Genomic DNA, 23,674 nt, shown 5'->3' with positions numbered 1-23,674 from the left:
AATTTAACTATCAAAAAAGTATAGTTATTCAAAGCATATTATAACATAAAAAAATAAAAATTGGGTAGATTTTCTGCATTATTTTAGCTATTTCTATAACTAAATATTCCTGCTTCCATATCCACAACGCTTGTTTCCGTCAATTGTGGTTTAATTTTTTCATAATAAGGTAGTTTTTTATCTACTTCTGACAAAGGAACTAAGATTTTATTTCCATCTGTCATAGTGATTGTCAGCAAATCTTCAGTCGCTTTACTCGGTGTATGCTGAACCGTTTGAATTTCTGATTTGATTGTATTAGAAATACCTGATAATTGTTGCACAAATTTCTTAAGCATTGCTTTATCTGAAAAATCAAGTGTTATATAACTTTTTGGCAACTGTGATTTTTTAACTGGAGTAGCAATTTCTTCTCCACTAGATAATACTGGGAAATACTGCTCCCCAGAATAATCATAAGCAACAACCGTGTATTCTGTTACTTTTATTTTAAATGTAATTGGAAATTGGTAACTTATCTCTGCTTTTTTCACCCATAGATTTGACAATTTAATATTTCTAGCATGTTCCTTTTGACTTAAATATGTCGTCAAGGTGTAATCCTCTTTTTGAATACTAGAAGCATCCAGCACCTCTGTTTTTGAAAGCTGTTTATTGCCCGTTACCTCTATATTCTTTAATTTTGAATAGGGGCTTATAAAATAAACAGCTAAAATTAACAAAATAGAACTTAGAATCAATACTGGCAAAGCACGGTAGATATGGCGAGGAGCGATTTTTTCTCTTGTCTCTTTTGCTTCCTGCTTAGCTTGTTTGCGTTCTGCTTTCTTCTTTTTTCGCAAGGCTGCTTTATCAAGAGGTTCATCTTGTTCTTCCTCAGAAGTTTCTGTCTCGGTAGGCTTTTCTGTCTCCTCTGACTCGTTCTCTTGAGTATCCGCTGTCACTTCTTCTGTATTTTCATCATTCTTTTCGACATTCTCTTTTTCAGAACTTGGCAAATGCTGCTTTTTTTGCTCTGCTAGTTCTTTCTCTTTTTCAGCTTCTTCTTGAGCCTTTTTTTCAAGGTATTCCTTGTTTCTTTTTTGCCACTCAGAAAGTTTTTCTGTTTCTTGCTCTTTCTGATCCTCTTGCTTCTTTTTTGTCATTTTCTTCCTTTGTCCATGTCATTTTTTAAAAGGTTATAAAATTCATCTAACGATTTTATTTCGTGGGACTGTTTCATGTTTTCTTCATAAAATGCTTTCTGTTCAAGCAACTCTGCAATCATTTTTTGAAGATTTTCCAAATTCAATTGAGACTCGTCTAATTTTTTAGCATAACCTTTTTTTACAAAATAATCTGCATTTTCAATCTGATCACCGCGACTTGCTTCGCGTCCCAAAGGAACAATTACATGGAGTTTTGCCATAGCCAACAATTCAAAAATAGTATTAGAGCCACCACGTGTAACAACGACGTCCGCCAAATCCATCAACGGTTGATAGAGGTCAGTCACATAGGCAATTCGGTAGAGATGATTTGATAATTCATCTAAATGAGCATCGCCTGATAAATTGATAATATTGTAATGCTGAGTTAGCTCTGCTTTATTTGCCGTTACAAAATCATTAAAAACCTTTGCTCCCGCTGATCCACCAACAAACAGAAGTGTCGGAAGGTTTTCATCAAAATGCTGCCGAATCGCTTGAATCTGCTCATTTGGAGCAGTTGTTTTTTCTCCTACTTTTGTCACAGCTCCCACATGCTCAATTTTTGTCAACGCATGGGCTTGTTCAAAAGTAGAATACATTTTTATCGCACATTTGTAAGCAATTTTATTTGCTAGACCAATAGAGAGGTCTGATTCATGTACATAAACTGGAATCCCAGCTAAGCGAGCTGCAATGACAGGAGGAACTGATACAAAACCACCTTTAGAAAAGAGAGCTTGCGGACGAACCTTTAACATAATTCCTAAAGATTGCAAAATGCCCCAAGCCACTTTGAATACATCTAACATATTTTGCCAAGAAAAGTAACGTCGTAATTTCCCCGTCGCTATAGAATGAAAAGCGATGTCCAACCCCGACTTCTGGATTTCTTGGTATTCAATCCCATGCTTATCACCAATATAGTGGACTTGCCATCCTGCTTCTAGGAATTTTGGAATGAGCAAAAGGTTTAGAGTCACATGACCAACCGTCCCTCCACCTGTAAATACAATCTTTTTCATCTTAACCCTTTAATTCTTCAAATGTTGCAATAAATTCATCGCCACGGACTTCAAAATTCGGATACATATCCCAGCTAGCATTAGCCGGGCTGAGAAGAACAATGTCACCTGCTTGTGCTTCAGCAAAAGCTTTTTGCGTTGCATCTTTCACATCAGCAGCATCCATATAGCTAACACCTGCTTTATCTGCTGCTCTCTTGACACGTGCTGCAGATTCTCCAAGAATAACCATTTTCTTCAATCCTTGAATATCTGGCACCAATTCGTCAAATTCATTGCCACGGTCCAGTCCACCAGCAATCAAGATAACCTTGCTATTGTCAAAACCAGACAAAGCCTTTTGCGCTGCAAGAATATTTGTGGATTTGCTATCGTTATAAAATTTAACATGGTTGATTTCACCGACATATTGGAGACGATGTTTAACACCGCCAAAACCTGCCAAAGTTTCTTTGATGACTTGTTTTTCAATGCCACGCAGTTTCGCAACTGCAATAGTTGCGAGGGCATTTTCAACATTATGACTTCCCGGAACGCCAAGCTCATCTGCTGCCATAACAGGCTCTCCACGGAAGGTCAACATGTTTCCCTCTAAGTAAGCGCCGTCTACCTTTTCTGTCGTTGAAAATGGTACAACGGTCGCTTGCGTCTTTGCAGCCAGCTCTTCCGCTAATGTTTGGTTGAAATTCAATACGAGGAAGTCAGATTTGCTCATATTTTTTTGAATGTTCCATTTAGCCGCCACATAATTTTCAAAAGAGCCATGATAATCAATGTGAGTTGGCATCAAGTTGGTAATCACTGCAATCTCTGGGTGAAAGGTTTCAATACCCATGAGTTGGAAAGAAGACAACTCCATAACTAGAGTATCATTTTGGGTTGCAGTTGTTGCAACTTGACTGGCTGGAAAACCAATATTTCCAGAAAGTAGACCACTTTGACCACCTGCAGTCAAGACTTCCGCAATCATCGTCGTTGTTGTTGTTTTTCCATTAGAACCCGTAATCCCAATAATTGGAGCATCTGAAATCAAATAAGCCAACTCAACTTCAGTGATGACTGGGATTTCCTTTTCCAATGCTTTCTTGACCATAGGGTTGTCGTAACGAATACCAGGATTTTTGACCATTAGTTCAAATTCTTCATCCAAGAGTTCCAAAGGATGACCACCTGTTACTACTTTGATGCCTTCTTCAAGAAGAGACTGAGCAGCAGGATTTTCCTCAAATGGCTTTCCGTCATTCACTGTGACAATCGCTCCCAACTTATCTAGTAAACGAGCAGCGGATTCACCAGACTTGGCCAAGCCTAAAACTAAAACTTTCTTATTTGCAAAATTTATAATGTGCTTCATAACATGCCTCTTTTTAATTCTTCTGTATCTATTTTACCTTTTTTTCAGAAAATAAAAAAGCCTTTACGGCTTTTTATTCTTGTCTGTTACGAAGTTTTGAGCGAAACGATACTTTTCTATCTTTTTGTGACAATTTTGAAATATCACGTAGAGAAAAATATGCTACGCCAATCATTGCAATTCCTACGAAAAATTCAGACGGTAATTGAAAAATCTGAAATACTGCCAATCCTAATAAAATGATAAAAGCGACTAGAGCAATCACTAAAACTACTACATTTAAAGTCCCTTTAATGCTTTGCGGAGTAGCAAAAATGTAAAATAATAGAATGAGAATTCCAAAGATCAAATAAAACATTTCTGCTCCTTTCTAGCCTATCCACTTCTTTCATATATTAACAGCAAAGCAAAGCAAATCATTCTTTCATTATTCAGCTGATTTTTTCTTTTTAGCAGCTTTGGCACGTTGATTTTTATCAAGAATTTGTTTCCGCAAACGGATAGATTCTGGTGTCACTTCCATGTATTCGTCATCATTCAAAAATTCGAGTGATTCTTCCAATGTCAAAATACGAGGTGTTTTTATAACTGCTGTTTGATCTTTCGTTGCAGAACGTACATTAGTCATTTGTTTTGCTTTTGTAATATTGACCGTCAAGTCATTTTCGCGTGAATTTTCACCAATAATCATTCCTTCATAGACTTCTGTACCTGGATTGACAAAAATAGTTCCACGTTCTTCAATAGACATGATAGAGTAAGTCGTTGCTTTTCCTGTATCAATTGACACGAGAGCTCCACGACGGCGTCCACCAATCTCACCTGGAATCAATGGTAGATATTGGTCAAAGGTATGGTTCATAATCCCGTAACCACGCGTCATAGAAAGGAATTCAGTTGAGTATCCAATCAAGCCACGCGCAGGCACAAGGAAAATCAAACGTGTTTGTCCGTTTCCGGTAGCCACCATGTCTAACATTTCACCCTTGCGCTCAGAAAGACTTTGGATAACCGAACCTTGGTATTCTTCTGGGGTGTCAATTTGCACACGCTCAAATGGCTCACATTGCACACCGTCCACTTCTTTGACGATAACTTCTGGGCGCGATACTTGTAACTCATAGCCTTCACGGCGCATGGTTTCAATTAAGATTGATAAGTGCAATTCTCCACGACCTGACACAATCCATTTATCTGGTGAGTCAGTCGGATCCACACGAAGCGAAACGTCCGTTTGCAATTCTGCTTGCAGGCGTTCCTCAACCTTACGAGATGTCACCCATTTTCCTTCACGACCAGCAAATGGTGAATTGTTCACCAAGAAAGTCATTTGCAGCGTTGGTTCGTCAATGTGAAGAATTGGCAATGGTTCTACTGCATCTGTCGGAGTAATCGTTTCACCAACAAAGATATCTTCCATACCAGACACGGCAATCAAATCACCTGCTTTGGCTTCGTCAATTTCACGGCGTTCTAATCCAAAGAAACCAAATAGCTTGGTGACACGGAAGTTTTTCGTTGTGCCGTCTAGTTTAGAAAGCGTCACTTGGTCTCCAACTTTCACCGTTCCGCGGAAAACACGACCAATCCCAATACGACCTACAAAGTCATTGTAGTCCAAAAGAGAAACTTGGAATTGAAGCGGCTCGTCTGAATTATCCACTGGTGCTGGAATATGATCAACAATGGTATCAAAAAGCGGTGCCATGGTATGCTCTTGGTCAGCAGGGTCGTCTGACATAGAAGACGTTCCGTTGATAGCAGAAGCATACACGACAGGGAAATCCAATTGGTCATCATCTGCACCCAGCTCAATGAAAAGTTCCAAGACTTCATCCACCACTTCTGCAGGGCGTGCAGATGGTTTGTCAATTTTATTGACCACAACAATCGGCACTAAATCTTGCTCAAGAGCTTTTTTTAATACAAAACGAGTTTGTGGCATGGTTCCTTCATAAGCATCAACAACCAAAACAACCCCGTCCACCATTTTCATAATCCGCTCAACTTCTCCACCGAAGTCCGCGTGTCCTGGAGTGTCCATGATATTGATACGAACACCGTTGTAAGCAACAGCTGTATTCTTAGCAAGAATGGTAATTCCGCGTTCTTTTTCAAGATCGTTAGAGTCCATTGCGCGTTCTTGCAACTCTTTGCGTTCGTCCAATGTATGTGATTGCTTCAATAATTCGTCCACCAGCGTTGTTTTCCCGTGGTCAACGTGAGCGATAATAGCGATATTGCGAATATCTTCTCTTAATTTTGTCATTTTATCCTCTAAATCTTAAGTTTTATTTCTAACTGAACAATTATACCACAGATTACAGTAAAAAACACGGTTAAACCGGGTGTAAATGTTTTCATTAGAAAATCAATGCCCGACAAATTTATTTACATTCTTTATTGCAAAATTATGATATGATAAGAAAAAAACAAAGGAAACTGTATGCGTTTAGATGTTCTACTAGCTCAAGCTCACATTAGTCGTAAAAAAATGAAGCAAGCTCTCCTAAAAAAGAAAATCTTGGTAGATGACTGTCCTGCTCGAAAACTCAGTCAAAATGTTGATACAGGTCTGCAGACGATTACGCTAGAAGAACAACCTGTTCTGGGCAAGCCTCATCAGTATTTTATGATGAATAAACCCCTTGGTGTCGTGACAGCTAACTCCGATGCCAAATCCCAAACGGTTCTAGATCTCATCAAACCAGAAGATTTCAATGATAAGTTATATTCTGTCGGGCGACTAGATCGAGATACTTCTGGACTGCTGTTAATCACTGACAACGGTCCGCTCGGTTTTCAATTGCTTCATCCTCAATATCACGTCACAAAAACATATGAGGTTGAAGTTAATGGTCTCCTAGATGACCGAGCAGTGCAATCCTTTCAAAAGGGCATCGTTTTTCTTGACAGAACAAGTTGTAAACCAGCCATTCTTACAATTCATTCTTCTAGCTCAAACAAAAGCTGTGCTACTGTCACTATTTCTGAAGGAAAATTTCACCAAATCAAAAAGATGTTTTTAACTGTCGGTGTCAAAGTTACTTCTCTTAAACGGACGCATTTTGGAGATTTTGAATTAAACCCAAACTTAGCCACAGGAGAATACCGAGTATTGAACCAAGCAGAACTCGAAATAGTGAGGCACTATCTAGAAAAAAGCTATTAAAAGTGAGCAACCCGCTTGGATTACTCACTTTTGATTTTTCCTTTCCATCCATCTAGTCCTGTAGAGAGGATGTAAATATTTTGATAACCTTGTTTTTTTAATAGAATAGCTGCATTCATCACACGTTGTCCACGACTATTTTCATATAGTAAAACAGTCTTGTCCTTACGAATCGCTCCTAAGCTTGTTTTTAATTGCTGTGACGGAATATTTCGTGCCCCTAAAATATGTTTACGACGAAAATCGGCTGGATCTCGTAAATCAATTAACTGACCTTGACGAATCATATCACCAAATTCTGCATTGTCTACTACCTTAGCCGCACGACGAACACGAATATAGTTAAAGCCCATCCAGCCTAACGTTCCAACAATAATTGCCAATAAAATCCAGTTTAACATGTTTTCTCCTCATTCTTCTTCAAATATTGTAACTCCAACTGATGTTCCTTTCGCAAGACCCGCTCAGCTTCTAGATAGTCCATTCTTTCTATCAAGCCCGCATCATAAATCCTCTCTAACTCAATTTTCATCATTTCAATATCATACAAGCGCTTACCCATATAGATAATAATGCCAAAACTTTTGAGGTATTGCTGCACATCATAAAGTGTTTTCATGAGGCTTATTTTACCAGAATTTTAGGAATATTTCAAGGTTGAAAAGAACTCATTTTGTAAGTAAAACATTCTTCAAGTGCTCAAAAACAACAAAAAAGCCGCCGATTGGGCGACTCTTATAGGGAGATTATTATGAAAAAGAAAAGTTTAGGATTTTTATCAAATAAAGTTAGGAGGTCTTCATCTGATGATGTTAGTATAACGCCACCTCCTTAAACTTATCTTAAATTCTAAAAGATTTTAAAAATTTATTTTCTACTCTCAAAAATTTACTTACAAACCCGGAGTTTGACCGATTTCTGCTGTTAACATCCAGATATTCTTTTCAAGTTCTGCTTTTGCACCGACAAAAATATCGTTGGTCACATCATCCCCTTCTTCATCTGTTACATCCAGAGCTTCTTGGTAGAGGCCTACCAAGTAACGGAAGATTTCGATGACACGTTCCAAACTTTCTGCAACATTCTTACTGAATTTTCCTTCTTTTTCTTCAATATTGCTGTGTTGGATAAATTCACTCAAAGTTGAATACGGCGTTCCACCTAAAGTAATCAAACGTTCACTTACTTCATCCAAAGTCGTATCCAAGGTTTCCATGTACTCGTCCATCTTAGGATGCCAAACCATAAAACCAGCTCCACGCATGTACCAATGTACTTGGTGAAGAGCAATACGAGCAGTGTATAAATCTGCTACTGCTTGGTTCAATACCACTTTTGTTTTGGGAAGAGACTTACTGAAAGACTCAACACTTGAGAAAGTTGCAACATCTTTTGCTGCTTCATTTTTTAGATTAACCATTATCCTACCTCGCTTTTATTTAGAATGATTCTAATCTTTTTGATTATAATTTAATTATAATGTTTCTAAATAAGAAAGTCAAATGATTGAACTCAGAAATTTCTTTTATTAGAAAAGTTGCAATTTTTTAGAATTATTTGCGAATAAAAAAGTATGATTCATTTTTATTTTTTCTTGGTTGGAAGCATTGTGGCTTCTTTTTTAGGGCTGGTTGTTGATCGCTTTCCTGAACAGTCCATTATCGTTCCTTCCAGTCATTGTAATGCTTGTGGGCAGAAATTAGCACCTCGTGATTTAGTCCCTGTCCTTTCACAGCTTATCAATCGACTGCGCTGTCGGTTTTGTCAGTCAAAAATTCCCATTCGCTATTTGGTATTAGAAATCGCTATCGGATCTCTCTTTCTTGCAACTTCTATGGGCTATCTAAATATCGGTCAGCTTGTCCTACTTGTAATGGGCATAACCTTATCCCTTTACGATCAAAGAGAACAAGAATATCCTCTGCTTATTTGGCTGTTTTTCCATTTCCTTCTTCTCTTTTTAACAGGTTTCAATCTTCTAATGACTATTTTTTTAGCTCTTGGAATTTTGGCTCATTTCGTTGATTTGCGTATCGGTGCAGGAGATTTTCTTTTTCTAGCTTCTTGTTCAACTATTTTTAATCTGACTGAAGTTCTTCTCATTATTCAAATTGCTAGTATCATTGGTCTGCTCCTTTTTGGTTTAAAATCAAAAAAAGACAGGTTAGCCTTTGTTCCCTGTCTTTTCTGTGGTAGCAGCATCCTGATAATGATACAATTTATCGTTCTTCACCAAAATGCCTTACGATTTATTTGAGAGTTGCTTTACCAAAAATTTATAAAATAGAAAAGCCAGATATCCGCCTAATGTATTTGTCCATAAATCATCTATTTCAAAAACACGATTGGCATCAATTAAAATATCTAACAAAATCTGCGTACATTCGATAAAAAGACTTATTGCAAAACTGGCAAATAGCACACGCTTAGTGCTCCTCAACTTAGGAAAAAGCCAGAGAAGTTGAAAAATCAGTGGGCTAAGTAGAAAAATATTCATCACATTTTGCACGAAAACCTTAATCAATTGATATAGAGAAGTAATTTGCCCAAGATTGATAAAAGAATTAAAAGGAATGAGAAGCACTACAATACGACCAAACTGCTGAATCCCCGGCGTCTCCATTCCCTTTTCTGGCACTTGAGGGAGAAAACACATTAGACATAATAATAAAATGTAGAAAATGCTTCCCCAAGTAAGAAAAGTACATCCCTTAACGGTTAATTCACCATCTGTTTTCAATAGATTGTTCAATTTAAGCATGCTTGGTAAGAGCTTTCTCCTTGTCCTGCTTCATGGTGTTTGAGCGCAATTGACCGCAAGCTGCATCAATATCCGTTCCATGCTCTTGACGAACAACACAGTTAATACCATTCTTTTTTAGAGTATCGTAGAAAGCCATTACACGTTCTTTGGGACTGCGACTGTATTGATCATGTTCGCTAACCGGATTGTAAGGAATCAAATTGACATACGATAGCTTTTTGATGTTTTTGAGCAATTCAGCTAATTCCAATGCCTGCTCTACTCCGTCATTGACTTCATTTAACATGATATACTCAAAAGTAACCCTGCGGTTAGTCGTTTCAATATAATATTCAATCGCTGCAAATAGCTTCTCAATTGGAAAGGCACGATTGATTTTCATAATGCTAGAGCGCAATTCATTATTGGGTGCATGAAGAGAAACAGCTAAATTAACCTGCACTCCTTCATTTGCAAAATCACGAATTTTATGCGCGAGACCGGAAGTGGAAACCGTAATGTGACGAGCTCCGATAGCCAGTCCCTTGTCATCATTGACGGTTCGCACAAACCTAAGAACATTATCATAGTTATCAAAAGGCTCGCCAATCCCCATAACCACAATATGGCTGACGCGCTCACCTTGTCCGCACTCGTCAAAATATTTTTGCACCAGCATAATCTGAGACATAATTTCCCCATTATTCAAATCACGCTGCTTTTTAATCAGCCCGCTAGCACAAAATGTACAGCCAATATTGCAGCCAACCTGAGTAGTTACACAGACCGACAGACCATAGTGCTGACGCATGAGAACTGTTTCAATCAACATACCGTCTGGCAATTCAAAGAGATATTTGACTGTTCCATCAGCCGACTCCTGTACAATCCTTTGCTTCAGTGGATTGACAACAAATTCATCTTCTAATTTTGCCAACAAATCCTTTGAAATATTGGTCATTTCTGCAAAAGACTGAACCCGTTTGCGATAAAGCCACTCCCAAATCTGAGTAGCTCGAAATTTCTTTTCTCCTTGACTTTCTACCCAATCTATCAAATCCTGACGGGTCAAGCTATAAATCGATGGTTTCATTTTTTCTCCTTCATTTCGTTACAAAATCCCATTCCATACACTATTTTTGACGAATAACAAAATGGCGCTGGCTGCTTGTTTGTTGTTGCTTCGTTGAATTTTGCTTTCTTGCTCTTTGCTTTTGATTTTGTCGCTTACTGCGCTGGCGATTTTCTCGCTTGGGTTGCTCTTCTTTATAGGAGCGAGCCTGTTTAGAACGACGTGGTTTGGTTTCATTTTCCTTTTTGTGATGAGATTTTTTATCAAACGACGCTCGACGTGGTTTCAAATTTTCCAAAACAAAATAAGCACAGCCATAATTGCAGTATTCTAACAAGTAATCTTCTAAGCGACTGATTTTTTCTTCACTTTCATTTGCCTTGTCATCTTTATAAAATCCACGCAAACGCAATTGCTCGTTGCCCCAATCGCCAACAATATAATCAAATTTTGTTAAAATATCTGAAAAACGCTGATTAAAAGCTGTGACATCAAAACCTTCTTTGTAGTTGTCCACCAAATCAAATTCGATTGTCTCAGTCAACACTTTTGTTCCTATTTGCCGAAAATCTGGTCCAGGAAATTTATTGTAATTATATAATTCAGGTGCAATTTCTTTTCGCATAGTTATCCTTTATCATTTATTCTTGTATTAACCTTATTTTACCATAAAAAGAAGTGTTTTTGACAGTTGAAATGTGGAATGAAGAAAAGAGCAAAGTCAGATTTCTAGCACTGACTTGCTCTTTCATTTTCATTATTCTTACGACTTTTTCGTGCTTTTTAGGTAATCAATGGCATCTTGCAAAGTTTTCACGGGTACAATTTTCATATTAGTCTTAATTTTTTTAGCAGCTGCCAAAGCTGTCTCATAGTTTGTTTTCGCTTTAGGATTGGATTTTTTCACTTCCTTGGTGACTGGATTATTTGGCGCAAAGAAAATTTCTGCGCCATTTTTAGCTGCTGAAACAACTTTTTTGTCAATCCCACCAATGTCGCCAACTTTTCCTTCGCGGTCAATCGAACCTGTCCCAGCAATATTTCTGCCGTCTCTCAATGTTGGATCTGCAATTTGCGTATAAATTGCCAAACTAAACATCAAGCCCGCACTTGGTCCACCAATACCGGCAGTTGAAAATTCAATTGGTGTGTTGCTTGTGACTTCTGTTCGGTCAATCAAACTAATGCCAATCCCGTTTTTCCCATTTTCAAGTTTAATAATTTTACCTGTAGCAGACTTCTTCTGACCGTCTTCTACATAGTTCACCTTGACCTTGCTGCCAATCTTTTGCGCTCCGACATAGTCTATCAATTCTTTTGAACTATTGAAAGTCTTATCATTCACACCTGTCACGGTATCTGCAATATTTAAAATACCTTTAAAAGTAGAATTCTTTGTGACTTGCAAGACGTAAACCCCTAGATATTTCAGAGTAATGTCTTTGCCAGCTTTTTTCAACCCTTGGTATTTAGCTAGGTTTTGCGACGTTTCCATATAAAACTGATTGATCCGCATGTATTCTTTATCAGAAGTTCCACCAGTCAAATCCTTCGCCGAATAAATATCCGTAAAAGGTGTCAGCCAAGCATAAACCAAATGAGCGAAGGTCGCATGCTGAATTCCAACCGTTACAAAATTATATGAACCTTTTTCCTTATCTTCTTTGTTGTCCACGCGCAATACCTGACGGACATCCGCTGCACCACCTGGCACCTCAATATAATAAGGCAAGGGAACTACAAAAGATAAGAAAAGCAAAATCAACCCTACTACTGCAATTATCGGCCATTTTTTAAATTTATTTCTTGGTTTTTCCATATTGTTTCTTTAACTCCTTTATGACACTTTCGGGCACATACTTTGAAATATCCTGCTCAAAGGAAATCAATTCACGAATTCTTGATGAGCTGAGATGCTGATAAGCTGGTTTGCTTATCAAAAAAATGGTTTCTATCTCAGGTGCTAATTCATGATTGAAAAAGTTGAGATTCCCCTCATAATCCAAATCCTGACTATTACGTAATCCCCGTACAAAAGTTGTCACTCCTAGCTTTCTAGCTACTTCCACTGCCAATTCATCATGAGAAGTAACAATTTTTACATTCTCCAAATGAACTAGAGCAGCTGCTATCATTTTTTCTTTCGCTTCAATACTAAAAAAACTCGTTTTCTCAAGATTATAAAAAATACCAACATAAAGGCAATCAAAGAGCTTACTAGCTCGCTTAATCAAGTCAATATGCCCCTTTGTAATCGGGTCAAAAGAGCCCGCAAATAATCCAATTTTATCTGACATAAACCGTCACCTTTGAAATTCCATATATTTTTTGCTTCCAGATACCTAGCCCTGCGATTTCTTCTGGTAAATCCACCGACTTGTCTGTCTCACAAACAACCAGTACATCATCGCTCAGAAGCTCTCGTTCAATCATTTTTATAATATCTGAAACAATCTGTTCTTTTGCATAGGGTGGATCTAACAAAACCAAGTCAAACTGTCCTGTGACCAATTCAAGTGCTCGATTGGACTCCATTTTCAGAAGTTCAAATCGTTCTTTTTCCTTAGTCATACTGATATTTTGGCTGATAATCGCTTGCGCCCTGCGGTCTTTTTCAACCAAAACAGCCGAAACCATGCCTCGCGAAATAGCTTCAATCGCTAAACTGCCGCTTCCAGCATACAAGTCCAGAACCTGTCCTCCATCAAAATAAGGACCAATCATATTAAAGATAGCTCCCTTAACCTTGTCTGTCGTCGGTCTGGTTGTTTTGCCTTCCAATGTTTTAAGAGGACGCCCCCCATATTTCCCTGCAACAACTCTCATAAAGAATATTATAACAAAATCTCGAAAGAATGTATCAGTTTTTCTTCTGTGATAGCTGTAAGTCAATTGTTTTTTCTGTCTAACTTTTGAAATGCAGTTCAAACATGATGATTTTTAATACAGTTTTTTGCAATTATCTCGAGCTGATTGCAGACCACATAAAAAATCCCCTGATATGAATCAGAGGATTGATTGATTATCTCACTTCAAGCAAGCCAACGTTACCGTCTTCACGACGATACAAAACATTGGTTGTGTTGTCTTCTACATCAGTATAGATGAAGAAGTCATGTCCCAATAAATCCATTTGAAGAAGAGCTTCTTCTAAGTCCATTGGTTTTAAGTCAATTTGTTTGGAGCGAACGACTTTTGCAGGTGCAGCTTCAGCTTCTTCAACAACAGCATCTGTAAACAACTGACTGGTTGATTTTTTATTACGGTTTTTACGTTCAATTTTTGTTTTATTTTTACGAATTTGACGTTCAATTTTGTCTGTCACCAAATCAATAGAACCATACATATCTTGAGAAACATCTTCTGCACGAAGAGTGATAGAACCAAGTGGAATAGTTACTTCAACTTTGGCTGTTTTTTCACGATAGACTTTCAAGTTTACACGTGCATCCAATTCTTGGTCAGCTTGGAAATACTTTTCGATTTTTTCAAGTTTAGAAACTACATAGTCACGAAGAGCTTCTGTTACTTCTAGGTTTTCACCACGGATACTATATTTAATCATATAAGTACCTTCTTTCTAAGCGTTTTGTTTTTCTTTATTTTATTATAACGCTTTCATTATTTTTTTGCAAATTTTTTGTTACCTTGCCAATGAAAATGTCACAATTTCTTTCACTCCTGCTTCCACTAAAATTTCCTTGGCTAATTGTAGGGTTGAGCCTGTTGTATAAATGTCATCTATCAAAAGAACTTTTGTCGGAACTTGAACATTGTCTTTCACTTTAAAGCACTGCTGGCTTTGCAAGCGCTCCTCTCTCGTCTTGCTTGATTGAGCAATTGTATCATGCTTTTCTAAAACTTCCTTAAATGGCAGCTTTGTACCCTCAAGAAGGGCTGTCACTTGATTAAACCCTCTTGTCTGATACTTTTTGGCACTTACAGGAATGGGAACAAGCGTATAATCGCTGTATCCTTTTAATTCCTTTTGCAAAACTTCTGTAAATACAGAATAAAGAGTATAATCTCCTTGAAATTTATATTGGCTGAAAAAGTCTTTCATGGCTTCGTTATATACAAAACAACTTTTATGACAAACTTCTTTTCCTTTTTCTATCCATACTTGACAATCCATGCAGACTTCGCATGTCCCTTCACGATAGCACTTCGGGCAATGCTGCGCTGAAATGAGCTGAAATTTTTCAAAACAGTCATCACAAGTCCTTGCTTTTGGCTTCTTCAAGGTCAATAAATCACAGAATTTCAGCTTTTCTTCTAGTGGATTTTCACATAAAACACATGAATTCATAAACCGGCCTCCTGATTCATCTCCTGAATTTCTTTAATCGCTTTTTCTATCGCCATAGTCGTACCGTCATGAAAAAAGATTAACTCGCCTGTCGGTCGCTCCATACTGCGACCAACGCGTCCAGCAATTTGTACCAGAGCGCTGCGACTAAACAGACGGTGGTTGGCTTCCACCACGAAAACATCTACACAAGGAAAAGTCACCCCACGCTCCAAAATCGTCGTCGTTACTAAGATCGTGATTTCTTTTTGACGAAATTTCTCTACAATTTCTAGTCGATTTTCAGTCGTCGAGGCTACAAAACCAACTTTTTCATTAGGAAAAGTGCTTTGAAGAATCTCTGCCAGCTCCTGCCCTTTTCTGATCTCGGAAGCAAAAATAAGAAGTGGAAATCCTGTTTTTCTCTGCTTTTGAATAAACTGCCTTAACTTGGGAACTAGCTTCTTTTGACCGAGATATTTTTGAAAATCTGCCAACCAAATTTTTTGAGGAACAATCAAAGGATTCCCATGAAAACGTCTAGGTAGACTCAAACGAGTTAATTCTCCTTTAGCCACTTTTTTGTCCAACTCATCTGTGGAAGTTGCTGTTAAGAAAATCTTCGTTCCCTCTACTTTAACTGCCTGATGAACCGCATGGTAAAGCATCGGATTGTCCACATAAGGAAAGGCATCTACTTCATCAACGATAAGAAGATCAAAGGTTTGATAAAATTTGAGAAGCTGATGCGTTGTAGCAATCACAAGAGGACTGCGAAAATAAACTTCTGATTCACCGTGCAGGAGTGAAATATCGCAAGTAAAATCTACTTTCAGTCTGCGATAAAGTTCTAAGCAGACATCAATTCTGGGGCTAGCCAAGCAGACGGCTCCACCTTGATTGATGACTTGTGCCACCACCTGATAGATCATTTCCGTCTTTCCGGCTCCTGTGACTGCGTGAACCAAGCTATCTTTGCGTTTGGTAACCGCCTCTACAAGTCCTTGAGAAACCTTAGCTTGAAATTCTGTCAACTTTCCTTGCCATTTCAAAACATTCGCTTTGGGAAATTCTTCCTGTGGAAAATAGTATAGTTCTTCATCACTCCTAACTCTTCCTAAGATCAAGCAAGACCTACAATAATAAGCACCAATTGGTAGTTGCTGTTTTTCTTTGTCAATGGCTTGTCCACAGCGATTACAGCTTAACTTTCCTTTCTCTTCTACCATTCCAGCCAAGCTTTGTGCTTGCAATTGCAATTCTGGTGACAATTGACTTTTTGTAAAAATACGACCTAAGCAATCTTGTAATTCCGTCATATCTATTTATTCGGAAAAACTTTGGCAAAATAAAAGTTTTTTTGTAAAATGAAGATATGGAATTTAGAACAATCAAAGAGGACGGTCAAGTCCAAGAAGAAATCAAAAAATCGCGCTTTATCTGTCATATCAAGCGTGTGACAACAGAGGACGAAGCACGAGAGTTTATCAATACTATTAAAAAAGAACATTACAAAGCTACTCATAACTGCTCTGCCTTTATTTTAGGAGAGCGGAGCGAAATGAAGCGAAGTAGCGATGATGGAGAACCAAGTGGGACTGCTGGTGTACCTATGTTAGGCGTTTTAGAAAATCACCAACTAACCAATGTCTGTGCTGTCGTGACGCGCTATTTTGGGGGCATCAAGTTAGGAGCAGGTGGACTCATTCGGGCTTATGCTGGCAGCGTTGCCCTAGCTATCAAAGAAATCGGAAGTGTCCACATAAAAGAACAACTTGGACTAAGGCTTACTCTTTCCTACAGTCAATATCAAGAATTGCCAAATTTTCTTAAAGCCAAACAGTTGCAAGAGCAGGATACAGCTTTTACAGATCAAGTACAAACGACTATTTTTGTTGACAAAGACGATAAAGACAGCGTTATAGAAAGTTTGATTGAACTGTTTAATGGAAAAATTGACATTGTTGAGCAGGGATTGCGGAAAGTTGAGGTTCCCATTTCTTCATCCTAAATATTAAAAAAAGCTATCGACTTGATAGTTTTTTTATATTTTACAAAGGCTCCTTTTCGTTTTATACTGATTGTATCAACAGAATTGAGGTATCATTTATGGCAAAAATTTATCATAACATTACAGAACTCATTGGAAATACTCCTATTGTGAAATTGAATAAGCTGGTTCCAGAAGGCGCTGCTGATGTCTATGTCAAGCTAGAAGCTTTCAATCCGGGGTCGTCTGTCAAAGACCGCATTGCTCTCAGCATGATTGAGACCGCTGAGCAAGAGGGCTTGATTCAGCCGGGTGCAACCATTGTCGAAGCAACCAGCGGAAATACTGGAATCGGTTTGTCTTGGGTCGGTGCTGCTAAAGGTTATAAGGTCGTTATTGTTATGCCAGAAACCATGAGTGTGGAGCGCCGCAAAATTATCCAAGCTTATGGTGCCGAATTGGTGCTCACTCCCGGAAGTGAGGGAATGAAAGGTGCGATTGCCAAAGCTGAAGAAATCGCCAAAGAACGTAACGGATGGCTACCACTACAGTTCAACAATCCAGCTAATCCTGAAGTACACGAAAGAACAACAGGAGCAGAAATTATCTCTGCTTTCGGTGAAAAAGGATTGGACGCCTTTGTCGGTGGAGTTGGCACAGGTGGTACAATTTCTGGCGTTTCTCACGCTCTCAAAAAAGTCAATCCAAATATACAAGTTTACGCAGTTGAAGCCGATGAGTCCGCTATCCTGTCCGGTGAAAATCCTGGGCCCCACAAGATTCAAGGAATTTCAGCTGGTTTTATCCCAGAAACACTGGACACTCAAGCTTATGACGGTATTGTCCGTGTTACCTCTGATCAAGCACTTGACCTTGGACGCCGTGTCGGTGGACAAGAAGGCTTTCTTGTAGGAATTTCTTCCGCCGCAGCTATCTATGCTGCACTTGAAGTCGCCAAAAAACTAGGAACAGGTAAAAAAGTTCTGGCTCTTGCACCCGATAATGGCGAGCGCTACCTATCAACCGCTCTCTATAATTTTGAGGTTTAGAAATCAAGGCATATACACGTACAAACTTTAAATTTGGATTTGCTAACAGTTTACCAATGATAACTGTAATATATCAATGTCAGCTAATTAACAGCTAGAGAGAACGAAATTCGTTCTCTCTTTTCTGTATGTTCAAATCTATAAAAATGCTGTATCCATTCGATTTGTTGCTTTTACTAGCTAACAATCAACAATTATTAAAATTCTTTAGTATAAGATGTATTAGAAATATCCTCCCCTACAGCGTGAAAAGCTCGTTAAAAAACAGTCTCTTGAAACTTAGAATTGATAATCAGAACAACATAGTTTTGCATATCTTTGTTTTCAGTCAAGGCTTCGCAAATGACCTTGAAGATATTACCGTTGTCATGACCAACCATATTTTTAACATTTTCAATGAAAATTACCCAATGTTTCTACCCTTCAATCATACGAAACAGTTCAAAAAACAAATCCCCACGATCATCATCAAATCCCTTGCGATAACTCGCAATACTAAAGGCTTGGCATGGGAAACCTCCCATCACCACATCCACACGCTCAGCTGGAATCTCCTCCGGATTCACCGCATGATGTCACGACTATCCAAAAAAGTATCTGGATAGTTTAACTCATAAGTACGCCGTGCGTACTTGTCAAACTCGTTGGCATACACCACTCTGAACTCGTTGGTCTGTTCAAATCCCAACTCAATCCCACCAACTCCTGAGAAGAAGGCTGCAATGTTGTACTTCTCAGGCTGGTGCGAACTTACAGAATTTGTCATGTAGTAACCTGCTTTCTAAATAGAAAATTATTTGACAAAATATTTGTCCATAATCAACTTAAATAATTCCGATATTTTTTTATCAATTTTATTCGAGTGATCTGTTTGTTTTTTCCCTTTATATTCTTTATCATCAACAACTAAATCATCCAATTCTGTCAATAAATTTTTCAATTGATCATAAAAAATTTTATCAACATACTCGTAGAAAGAAATTTTATTACCTAATTCGGCAATAAGCTCCTCGAATTTTTTTGTATTTTCAAGTCTTCCGCGATCATCAAATCTAATATCATTTCTCGCTTCAACGCAGTCTTGAGTTAAAAATTTTAAGAATATTTGATTGAAAAAAACGGTATTCTGAGACACTTTATCCTTTTTTATTTGCTTATACAATGCAAAACCTGATATCAGCAATGCAAATATAGCAATTACATTTGATAACTCCATTATCCCTCCAACTAGTATAATTTCTTATAAAACATTTCCGTTAGTTCATCATCTTTCATTTTTATAACAACCTGTTTCTTAGCAGTGTTTTTACCCACTTTTTTTACAAAACCTGCAAAAAAACCTTGCACAAACGAGGATGAAATTTTTTCAATTGTAGTTGGAAAGATAATTTCAACTTCATTATTTAGATCAACCTTATCCAGGTTATTTTCCTCATAGACATGAACTCCTAATTCAAAACCAATCAGTCTTGCTAATGAGGTTGGAATTCCTTTAATTACTATTTTCTCCATTTACTGCTCCACTTCTATTACAAAATTCAGATTATAAGCTGTCCCTGGGAAAAAAATCGGACACCCACCTATTATATTCTTATTCGGTGGAAAATCAACAAAGTTTTTCTCTTCATTGTAACACATCCACTGCTCTTCATTTTCAAATAAATAATCATCATTAAAAATAATTATATGTTTTCCTGATAAAACATAACAGTTACTTAAATCTGAGTCCTCTATCAGTGATTGTAGCAACACATAAAGTCCTGTTCCACCGACATCTTGAATTTGCTTCCTACCGGATATTCCTAATTGAGTTGCTGCAAGATAATAGAAAAAATCTTCAGGATAGTCATCATCAAAAAACTTCGTATGCTTTTTATAAGCATCCATAATTCTTTTATATTTTTCACCTGTCAGTTCTTCTGAATTTAGTTTGTCTTTAATATCTTCGAAAAGTAGTTTATCTGAAAAATTTACGATAGCTATATTTACACCTTTAAATTCTCCATCAACAACAACCCCTTTTTCTTCTTTTCCGTAACTATCTGTTAAGTCTATATCAATTAAACAATCTGACCTTGCATGCTCAAAGGTATTACCTATTAATTCGGCACATATTTCAGAAATTTTCTCCGAAGATTTTCGTTTAATATCCATTTTTTTTAAAAATAAGTCCAATTCAGTTTGAATTACTGATTGATAAAATGGATCTCCTTCCTTATCAGAAAGTCTATAAACTTTTCTATAATGAGTATCACTCTCGTCACTTAAAAATTTCTCAAAAAATATCTTTTTAGAGAATTTTTTATTTAAATGAATTAAAGGAGATTTTCTTATACCATCTGTTAAAATAGTCGGTTTAGGTCCCCAAAATATTCGAATATTTCTATTTTCATAATTTAGATAATAGTAACATAAACATTCCATTAGTATGTATGTTAATTTATCCGCTATTTCCAAGTCATTATTAGTTATTTCAAACCAAACAGGAAGGTTAGCTTTAGGATACTTCTGATTAAGGTAATTCATATGAAAAATAATATCACCAATTGTCATTCCTGAAAATATTTTCTCATGATCATTAACATAATGGAAATTAAATTTATTATCTCTGATCCAATTCACATTAGATAATTCGTTATTGCGGATAACGATTTGTTCCAAATACTTCAAAAGTTTACCTCTGGTTTTATATCACTATTTCTGTTTATTTCACCAACTTCTTCATCTCATATATACGTGCGACAGTCGCATCGTATTTAGCTTGGTAGTCGGCTTGTTTGTCGCGTTCTTTTTGGACGACTTCTGGTTTGGCGTTAGCGACGAATTTTTCGTTGCCAAGTTTGCGTGCAACTATATCCAATTCTTTTTGCCATTTAGCAAGTTCTTTGTCAAGGCGGGCTAGTTCTTCTTCAACATTGAGCAAGTCAGCGAGAGGCAGATAGATTTCTGCTCCTGTGATGATGCTGGACATGACTAGTTCTGGCACAGCAAGGTCCTCCGCGATTTCCAAATGTTCTGGATTGGTGAAGCGCTTGATGTAGTTGACATTAGCATTGAAAAATGCTTCTAATTCGCTGTCGCTTGTTTTCACAAGGATTGTGATTGGTTTGCTTGGGGCAACATTCACTTCACTACGTGCGTTACGGACAGCACGAATCAGGTCTTTGAGACTTTCAACACCTTTGTGCGCAGCTTCATTTTCAAATGCGGGGTTAACTGTTGGGTATTCAGCTGTTACGATTGAACCTTCAGAAATTTGTTCAAAGATTTCTTCAGTAACAAATGGCATGATTGGGTGAAGCAACCGAAGAATCTTATCAAGCGTGTAAAGCAGAACTGAACGGGTGATGATTTTTTCGTCTTCATTGTCACTGTAAAGCACTTCCTTGGTCAATTCAACGTACCAGTCGGCAAATTCGTCCCAGATGAAGTTGTAGAGGATGTGCCCCGCCACACCAAACTCAAACTTGTCAAAGTTTTCCGTCACTTTGGCAATGGTTTCGTTGAGATTGTGGAGGATCCAGCGGTCTGTGACATTACCAGCTGTACCAGCCGCAACTTTTGCAACATTTTCGCTCGCTTGGTCAAGTGTAAGGTCTTCATTGTTCATCAAAATGTAACGAGAGATGTTCCAGATTTTGTTAATGAAGTTCCAAGCTGCATCCATTTTTTCGTAAGAGAAACGAACGTCTTGACCTGGTGCAGAACCATTTGACAAGAACCATCGAAGCGCATCAGCACCATATTTTTCGATAACATCCATTGGATCAATACCGTTACCAAGTGATTTAGACATTTTACGTCCTTGTTCGTCACGGATAAGACCGTGGATAAGCACGTTTTCAAATGGACGACGTCCTGTGAATTCCAATGATTGGAAAATCATACGTGATACCCAGAAGAAGATGATATCATAACCAGTTACCAATGTAGATGTTGGGAAGTAACGTTTGAAGTCTTCTGAGTCTGTGTCAGGCCAACCCATTGTTGAGAATGGCCATAGGGCTGAACTAAACCAAGTATCAAGCACATCTTCGTCTTGAGTCCATCCGTCACCTTCTGGAGCTTCTTCACCGACGTACATTTCACCTTCAGCATTGTACCATGCAGGAATTTGGTGACCCCACCATAATTGACGAGAGATAACCCAGTCGTGAACGTTTTCCATCCATTGTAGGAAAGTATCGTTGAAACGTGGTGGGTAGAATTTTACTTCGTCATCAGTGTCTTGGTTAGCAATAGCATTTTTAGCCAATTGGTCCATTTTAACGAACCATTGTGTTGACAAACGTGGCTCAACTGGCACACCAGTACGTTCTGAGTGACCAACGCTATGAACCATTTTTTCGATTTCAACAAGCGCACCGATTTCTTCCAATTTTTTAACGACAGCTTTGCGAGCTTCAAAGCGGTCCATACCAGCAAATTCACCAGCAAGTTCGTTCATTGTACCATCATCATTCATGACGTTGATTTGTGGCAAGTTATGACGCTGACCAACTAAGAAGTCATTAGGGTCGTGTGCTGGAGTGATTTTAACTACACCAGTACCAAATTCTGGGTCAGCGTGTTCATCACCGACGATTGGAATAGCTTTGTTAACGATTGGAAGGATAACATTTTGACCAATCAAATCTTTGTAACGGTCATCATTTGGGTTAACTGCAACGGCTACGTCACCGAACATTGTTTCAGGACGAGTTGTGGCAACTTCAAGGCTACGTGAACCATCTTCCAACATGTAGTTCATGTGGTAGAAAGCACCTTCGACATCTTTGTGGATAACTTCGATATCAGAAAGGGCTGTACGAGCTTTTGGATCCCAGTTGATGATAAATTCACCACGATAAATCCAACCTTTTTTATAAAGTTCAACAAAGACTTTACGAACTGCTTTTGACAATCCTTCATCAAGGGTGAAACGTTCACGTGAGTAGTCAACAGAGATACCCATTTTACCCCATTGTTGTTTAATTGTTGATGCATATTCATCTTTCCATTCCCAGACTTTATCAAGGAATTTTTCACGACCAAGGTCATAGCGTGAGATACCATCTTCAGCCAGACGTGCCTCAACTTTTGCTTGTGTTGCAATCCCCGCATGGTCCATACCAGGAAGCCATAAAGTATCAAAACCTTGCATACGTTTTTGACGGATAATAATATCTTGCAAAGTAGTATCCCAAGCGTGACCAAGGTGCAGTTTCCCCGTCACATTTGGTGGTGGAATTACGATAGAATACGGATGAGCTTTCTTATCGCCAGACGGCTTGAAAACATCCTCATCCAACCATTTTTGATAACGCCCAGCCTCAACTTCGGCTGGATTGTATTTTGGTGAAAGTTGTTTAGACATGTGTGTTCTCCTTAATTATTAGTTTCCTAATTAGTTTTTTAATTAGCTTCTTTTTTAATTTCTTATTTAGTTTCTTATTTATTTTCTTACGTATTTTTATCTGTTCTTTTTTTAGTTTATTAACATCTTCTTTTGTTATATTATATTTTATATCCCATGATTTTTGTTTCAATCTATGGTTTAAATTATAAATTCCGTAATATTTCAACTCTAAATCTGTCTTATTTTTTTCTATCTTTTTTATTTGAGAAATATATTTGTGACCTATATCGAAAATTTGATAAAGGAAAAAAATTTCTGAAGAAATTATAATTAACACTAAGATTACTGGCAGGATGTCTACTAGCAAATTCACTTTAATCAGATTATAAAAATTTAATAAAATAATTGTTAAATAAAGTGAATATAAATAAGGGAATACAAACGCCATTATGAAAG

At 37.7% G+C, this 23,674-nt stretch carries 25 protein-coding genes and 1 pseudogene; 4 read left to right on the top strand and 22 right to left on the bottom strand.

Annotation, left to right across the window (positions count from 1 at the left end):
• Positions 1-83 precede the first annotated feature (83 nt).
• From IYQ91_RS03430 to typA, 5 genes are all read right to left on the bottom strand, one after another.
• Positions 84-1,145, bottom strand: a complete 1,062-nt coding sequence (locus IYQ91_RS03430) for a cell division protein FtsQ/DivIB (RefSeq protein WP_195673079.1) — start codon at positions 1,143-1,145, stop codon at positions 84-86.
• On the bottom strand, positions 1,142-2,212 hold the full coding sequence (locus IYQ91_RS03425; protein ID WP_195673078.1) for a UDP-N-acetylglucosamine--N-acetylmuramyl-(pentapeptide) pyrophosphoryl-undecaprenol N-acetylglucosamine transferase: 1,071 nt from the start codon (positions 2,210-2,212) through the stop codon (positions 1,142-1,144). The genes IYQ91_RS03430 and IYQ91_RS03425 overlap by 4 nt, the downstream gene beginning before the upstream one ends.
• A gap of 1 nt (position 2,213) precedes the next feature.
• On the bottom strand, positions 2,214-3,566 hold the full coding sequence (murD, locus tag IYQ91_RS03420) for a UDP-N-acetylmuramoyl-L-alanine--D-glutamate ligase (RefSeq protein WP_195673077.1): 1,353 nt from the start codon (positions 3,564-3,566) through the stop codon (positions 2,214-2,216).
• Positions 3,567-3,639: 73 nt separating this feature from the next.
• Positions 3,640-3,924 (bottom strand): DUF3165 family protein, encoded by a 285-nt coding sequence (locus IYQ91_RS03415; RefSeq protein WP_024052072.1) that lies wholly within the window; start codon positions 3,922-3,924, stop codon positions 3,640-3,642.
• Positions 3,925-3,993: 69 nt separating this feature from the next.
• Entirely contained in the window at positions 3,994-5,835 is a 1,842-nt protein-coding gene (typA, locus tag IYQ91_RS03410) for a translational GTPase TypA (protein WP_195673076.1), read from the bottom strand.
• A 177-nt stretch (positions 5,836-6,012) separates the two neighbouring features.
• Here typA and IYQ91_RS03405 point away from each other — a divergent pair, with 177 nt between their 5' ends.
• A complete protein-coding gene (locus IYQ91_RS03405; protein WP_195673075.1) occupies positions 6,013-6,738 on the top strand; it encodes a 16S rRNA pseudouridine(516) synthase in 726 nt (241 codons plus the stop codon).
• A gap of 20 nt (positions 6,739-6,758) precedes the next feature.
• On the opposite strand, the gene IYQ91_RS03400 is transcribed toward IYQ91_RS03405, so the two are convergent.
• From IYQ91_RS03400 to IYQ91_RS03390, 3 genes are all read right to left on the bottom strand, one after another.
• Positions 6,759-7,139 carry a rhodanese-like domain-containing protein gene (locus IYQ91_RS03400; RefSeq protein WP_024052074.1) on the bottom strand — a complete coding sequence of 127 codons (381 nt, stop codon included), beginning with the start codon at positions 7,137-7,139 and terminating at the stop codon, positions 6,759-6,761.
• On the bottom strand, positions 7,133-7,357 hold the full coding sequence (locus IYQ91_RS03395; protein ID WP_003025724.1) for a YqgQ family protein: 225 nt from the start codon (positions 7,355-7,357) through the stop codon (positions 7,133-7,135). Before IYQ91_RS03395 ends, IYQ91_RS03400 begins: the two co-directional genes overlap by 7 nt.
• Before the next feature lie 273 nt (positions 7,358-7,630).
• Entirely contained in the window at positions 7,631-8,158 is a 528-nt protein-coding gene (locus IYQ91_RS03390) for a Dps family protein (RefSeq protein WP_003028371.1), read from the bottom strand.
• Between the two features lie 153 nt (positions 8,159-8,311).
• Between IYQ91_RS03390 and IYQ91_RS03385 the strand changes: the two genes are divergently transcribed.
• The gene (locus tag IYQ91_RS03385) at positions 8,312-8,995 is read left to right on the top strand and encodes a prepilin peptidase (RefSeq protein WP_195673074.1); all 684 of its coding nucleotides are present in this window, start codon (positions 8,312-8,314) and stop codon (positions 8,993-8,995) included.
• On the opposite strand, the gene IYQ91_RS03380 is transcribed toward IYQ91_RS03385, so the two are convergent.
• The 9 genes from IYQ91_RS03380 to IYQ91_RS03340 all read right to left on the bottom strand — a co-directional run bounded on the left by IYQ91_RS03380 (position 8,981) and on the right by IYQ91_RS03340 (position 16,160).
• Positions 8,981-9,499 carry a VanZ family protein gene (locus tag IYQ91_RS03380; protein WP_195673073.1) on the bottom strand — a complete coding sequence of 173 codons (519 nt, stop codon included), beginning with the start codon at positions 9,497-9,499 and terminating at the stop codon, positions 8,981-8,983. The genes IYQ91_RS03385 and IYQ91_RS03380 overlap by 15 nt on opposite strands.
• Entirely contained in the window at positions 9,492-10,574 is a 1,083-nt protein-coding gene (gene rlmN, locus IYQ91_RS03375; protein ID WP_195673072.1) for a 23S rRNA (adenine(2503)-C(2))-methyltransferase RlmN, read from the bottom strand. The genes IYQ91_RS03380 and rlmN overlap by 8 nt, the downstream gene beginning before the upstream one ends.
• Before the next feature lie 40 nt (positions 10,575-10,614).
• Entirely contained in the window at positions 10,615-11,178 is a 564-nt protein-coding gene (locus IYQ91_RS03370) for a YutD family protein (protein WP_195673071.1), read from the bottom strand.
• Positions 11,179-11,316: 138 nt separating this feature from the next.
• Positions 11,317-12,372, bottom strand: a complete 1,056-nt coding sequence (locus IYQ91_RS03365) for a SepM family pheromone-processing serine protease (RefSeq protein ID WP_195673070.1) — start codon at positions 12,370-12,372, stop codon at positions 11,317-11,319.
• Positions 12,353-12,850, bottom strand: a complete 498-nt coding sequence (coaD, locus tag IYQ91_RS03360; protein WP_021001374.1) for a pantetheine-phosphate adenylyltransferase — start codon at positions 12,848-12,850, stop codon at positions 12,353-12,355. Before coaD ends, IYQ91_RS03365 begins: the two co-directional genes overlap by 20 nt.
• Complete coding sequence (gene rsmD, locus IYQ91_RS03355; protein ID WP_025271932.1) at positions 12,840-13,388, bottom strand: 16S rRNA (guanine(966)-N(2))-methyltransferase RsmD; 549 nt, start codon at positions 13,386-13,388, stop codon at positions 12,840-12,842. Before rsmD ends, coaD begins: the two co-directional genes overlap by 11 nt.
• Positions 13,389-13,575: 187 nt before the next feature.
• A complete protein-coding gene (hpf, locus tag IYQ91_RS03350) occupies positions 13,576-14,118 on the bottom strand; it encodes a ribosome hibernation-promoting factor, HPF/YfiA family (RefSeq protein ID WP_195673069.1) in 543 nt (180 codons plus the stop codon).
• A 78-nt stretch (positions 14,119-14,196) separates the two neighbouring features.
• The gene (locus IYQ91_RS03345) at positions 14,197-14,862 is read right to left on the bottom strand and encodes a ComF family protein (protein ID WP_049507482.1); all 666 of its coding nucleotides are present in this window, start codon (positions 14,860-14,862) and stop codon (positions 14,197-14,199) included.
• On the bottom strand, positions 14,859-16,160 hold the full coding sequence (locus IYQ91_RS03340) for a DEAD/DEAH box helicase (RefSeq protein ID WP_195673068.1): 1,302 nt from the start codon (positions 16,158-16,160) through the stop codon (positions 14,859-14,861). The genes IYQ91_RS03345 and IYQ91_RS03340 overlap by 4 nt, the downstream gene beginning before the upstream one ends.
• Positions 16,161-16,216: 56 nt before the next feature.
• On the opposite strand from IYQ91_RS03340, the gene IYQ91_RS03335 reads away from it, so the two are divergent.
• Positions 16,217-16,852 carry a YigZ family protein gene (locus IYQ91_RS03335; RefSeq protein ID WP_106079174.1) on the top strand — a complete coding sequence of 212 codons (636 nt, stop codon included), beginning with the start codon at positions 16,217-16,219 and terminating at the stop codon, positions 16,850-16,852.
• A 98-nt stretch (positions 16,853-16,950) separates the two neighbouring features.
• Positions 16,951-17,880, top strand: a complete 930-nt coding sequence (cysK, locus tag IYQ91_RS03330; protein ID WP_195673067.1) for a cysteine synthase A — start codon at positions 16,951-16,953, stop codon at positions 17,878-17,880.
• A gap of 293 nt (positions 17,881-18,173) precedes the next feature.
• Here cysK and IYQ91_RS03325 read toward each other — a convergent pair.
• The 5 genes and pseudogenes from IYQ91_RS03325 to IYQ91_RS03305 all read right to left on the bottom strand — a co-directional run.
• Positions 18,174-18,646, bottom strand: a pseudogene (locus tag IYQ91_RS03325) (DNA cytosine methyltransferase); the annotation flags it as partial.
• Between the two features lie 27 nt (positions 18,647-18,673).
• Complete coding sequence (locus tag IYQ91_RS03320; protein WP_195673066.1) at positions 18,674-19,096, bottom strand: hypothetical protein; 423 nt, start codon at positions 19,094-19,096, stop codon at positions 18,674-18,676.
• An 11-nt stretch (positions 19,097-19,107) separates the two neighbouring features.
• Positions 19,108-19,392: an STAS-like domain-containing protein gene (locus IYQ91_RS03315; RefSeq protein ID WP_075227054.1), complete on the bottom strand. Its 285-nt coding sequence runs from the start codon at positions 19,390-19,392 to the stop codon at positions 19,108-19,110.
• The gene (locus tag IYQ91_RS03310) at positions 19,393-20,550 is read right to left on the bottom strand and encodes a hypothetical protein (RefSeq protein ID WP_195673065.1); all 1,158 of its coding nucleotides are present in this window, start codon (positions 20,548-20,550) and stop codon (positions 19,393-19,395) included.
• A gap of 34 nt (positions 20,551-20,584) precedes the next feature.
• Entirely contained in the window at positions 20,585-23,236 is a 2,652-nt protein-coding gene (locus tag IYQ91_RS03305; RefSeq protein ID WP_195673064.1) for a valine--tRNA ligase, read from the bottom strand.
• Between the last annotated feature and the right edge of the window lie 438 nt (positions 23,237-23,674).

Source organism: Streptococcus sp. HF-2466, from assembly GCF_015594645.1.
Taxonomy (GTDB): Bacteria; Bacillota; Bacilli; order Lactobacillales; family Streptococcaceae; genus Streptococcus; species Streptococcus anginosus.
This window is presented reverse-complemented; position numbering and strand designations above follow the sequence as displayed.

What these genes read in the sequence shown, in the direction of transcription:
- IYQ91_RS03430 (WP_195673079.1), bottom strand. Translation starts at nt 1,145, where the DNA reads ATGACAAAAAAGAAGCAAGAGGATCAGAAAGAGCAAGAAACAGAAAAA.
- IYQ91_RS03425 (WP_195673078.1), bottom strand. Translation starts at nt 2,212, where the DNA reads ATGAAAAAGATTGTATTTACAGGTGGAGGGACGGTTGGTCATGTGACT.
- murD (WP_195673077.1), bottom strand. Translation starts at nt 3,566, where the DNA reads ATGAAGCACATTATAAATTTTGCAAATAAGAAAGTTTTAGTTTTAGGC.
- IYQ91_RS03415 (WP_024052072.1), bottom strand. Translation starts at nt 3,924, where the DNA reads ATGTTTTATTTGATCTTTGGAATTCTCATTCTATTATTTTACATTTTT.
- typA (WP_195673076.1), bottom strand. Translation starts at nt 5,835, where the DNA reads ATGACAAAATTAAGAGAAGATATTCGCAATATCGCTATTATCGCTCAC.
- IYQ91_RS03405 (WP_195673075.1), top strand. Translation starts at nt 6,013, where the DNA reads ATGCGTTTAGATGTTCTACTAGCTCAAGCTCACATTAGTCGTAAAAAA.
- IYQ91_RS03400 (WP_024052074.1), bottom strand. Translation starts at nt 7,139, where the DNA reads ATGTTAAACTGGATTTTATTGGCAATTATTGTTGGAACGTTAGGCTGG.
- IYQ91_RS03395 (WP_003025724.1), bottom strand. Translation starts at nt 7,357, where the DNA reads ATGAAAACACTTTATGATGTGCAGCAATACCTCAAAAGTTTTGGCATT.
- IYQ91_RS03390 (WP_003028371.1), bottom strand. Translation starts at nt 8,158, where the DNA reads ATGGTTAATCTAAAAAATGAAGCAGCAAAAGATGTTGCAACTTTCTCA.
- IYQ91_RS03385 (WP_195673074.1), top strand. Translation starts at nt 8,312, where the DNA reads ATGATTCATTTTTATTTTTTCTTGGTTGGAAGCATTGTGGCTTCTTTT.
- IYQ91_RS03380 (WP_195673073.1), bottom strand. Translation starts at nt 9,499, where the DNA reads ATGCTTAAATTGAACAATCTATTGAAAACAGATGGTGAATTAACCGTT.
- rlmN (WP_195673072.1), bottom strand. Translation starts at nt 10,574, where the DNA reads ATGAAACCATCGATTTATAGCTTGACCCGTCAGGATTTGATAGATTGG.
- IYQ91_RS03370 (WP_195673071.1), bottom strand. Translation starts at nt 11,178, where the DNA reads ATGCGAAAAGAAATTGCACCTGAATTATATAATTACAATAAATTTCCT.
- IYQ91_RS03365 (WP_195673070.1), bottom strand. Translation starts at nt 12,372, where the DNA reads ATGGAAAAACCAAGAAATAAATTTAAAAAATGGCCGATAATTGCAGTA.
- coaD (WP_021001374.1), bottom strand. Translation starts at nt 12,850, where the DNA reads ATGTCAGATAAAATTGGATTATTTGCGGGCTCTTTTGACCCGATTACA.
- hpf (WP_195673069.1), bottom strand. Translation starts at nt 14,118, where the DNA reads ATGATTAAATATAGTATCCGTGGTGAAAACCTAGAAGTAACAGAAGCT.
- IYQ91_RS03345 (WP_049507482.1), bottom strand. Translation starts at nt 14,862, where the DNA reads ATGAATTCATGTGTTTTATGTGAAAATCCACTAGAAGAAAAGCTGAAA.
- IYQ91_RS03340 (WP_195673068.1), bottom strand. Translation starts at nt 16,160, where the DNA reads ATGACGGAATTACAAGATTGCTTAGGTCGTATTTTTACAAAAAGTCAA.
- IYQ91_RS03335 (WP_106079174.1), top strand. Translation starts at nt 16,217, where the DNA reads ATGGAATTTAGAACAATCAAAGAGGACGGTCAAGTCCAAGAAGAAATC.
- cysK (WP_195673067.1), top strand. Translation starts at nt 16,951, where the DNA reads ATGGCAAAAATTTATCATAACATTACAGAACTCATTGGAAATACTCCT.
- IYQ91_RS03320 (WP_195673066.1), bottom strand. Translation starts at nt 19,096, where the DNA reads ATGGAGTTATCAAATGTAATTGCTATATTTGCATTGCTGATATCAGGT.
- IYQ91_RS03315 (WP_075227054.1), bottom strand. Translation starts at nt 19,392, where the DNA reads ATGGAGAAAATAGTAATTAAAGGAATTCCAACCTCATTAGCAAGACTG.
- IYQ91_RS03305 (WP_195673064.1), bottom strand. Translation starts at nt 23,236, where the DNA reads ATGTCTAAACAACTTTCACCAAAATACAATCCAGCCGAAGTTGAGGCT.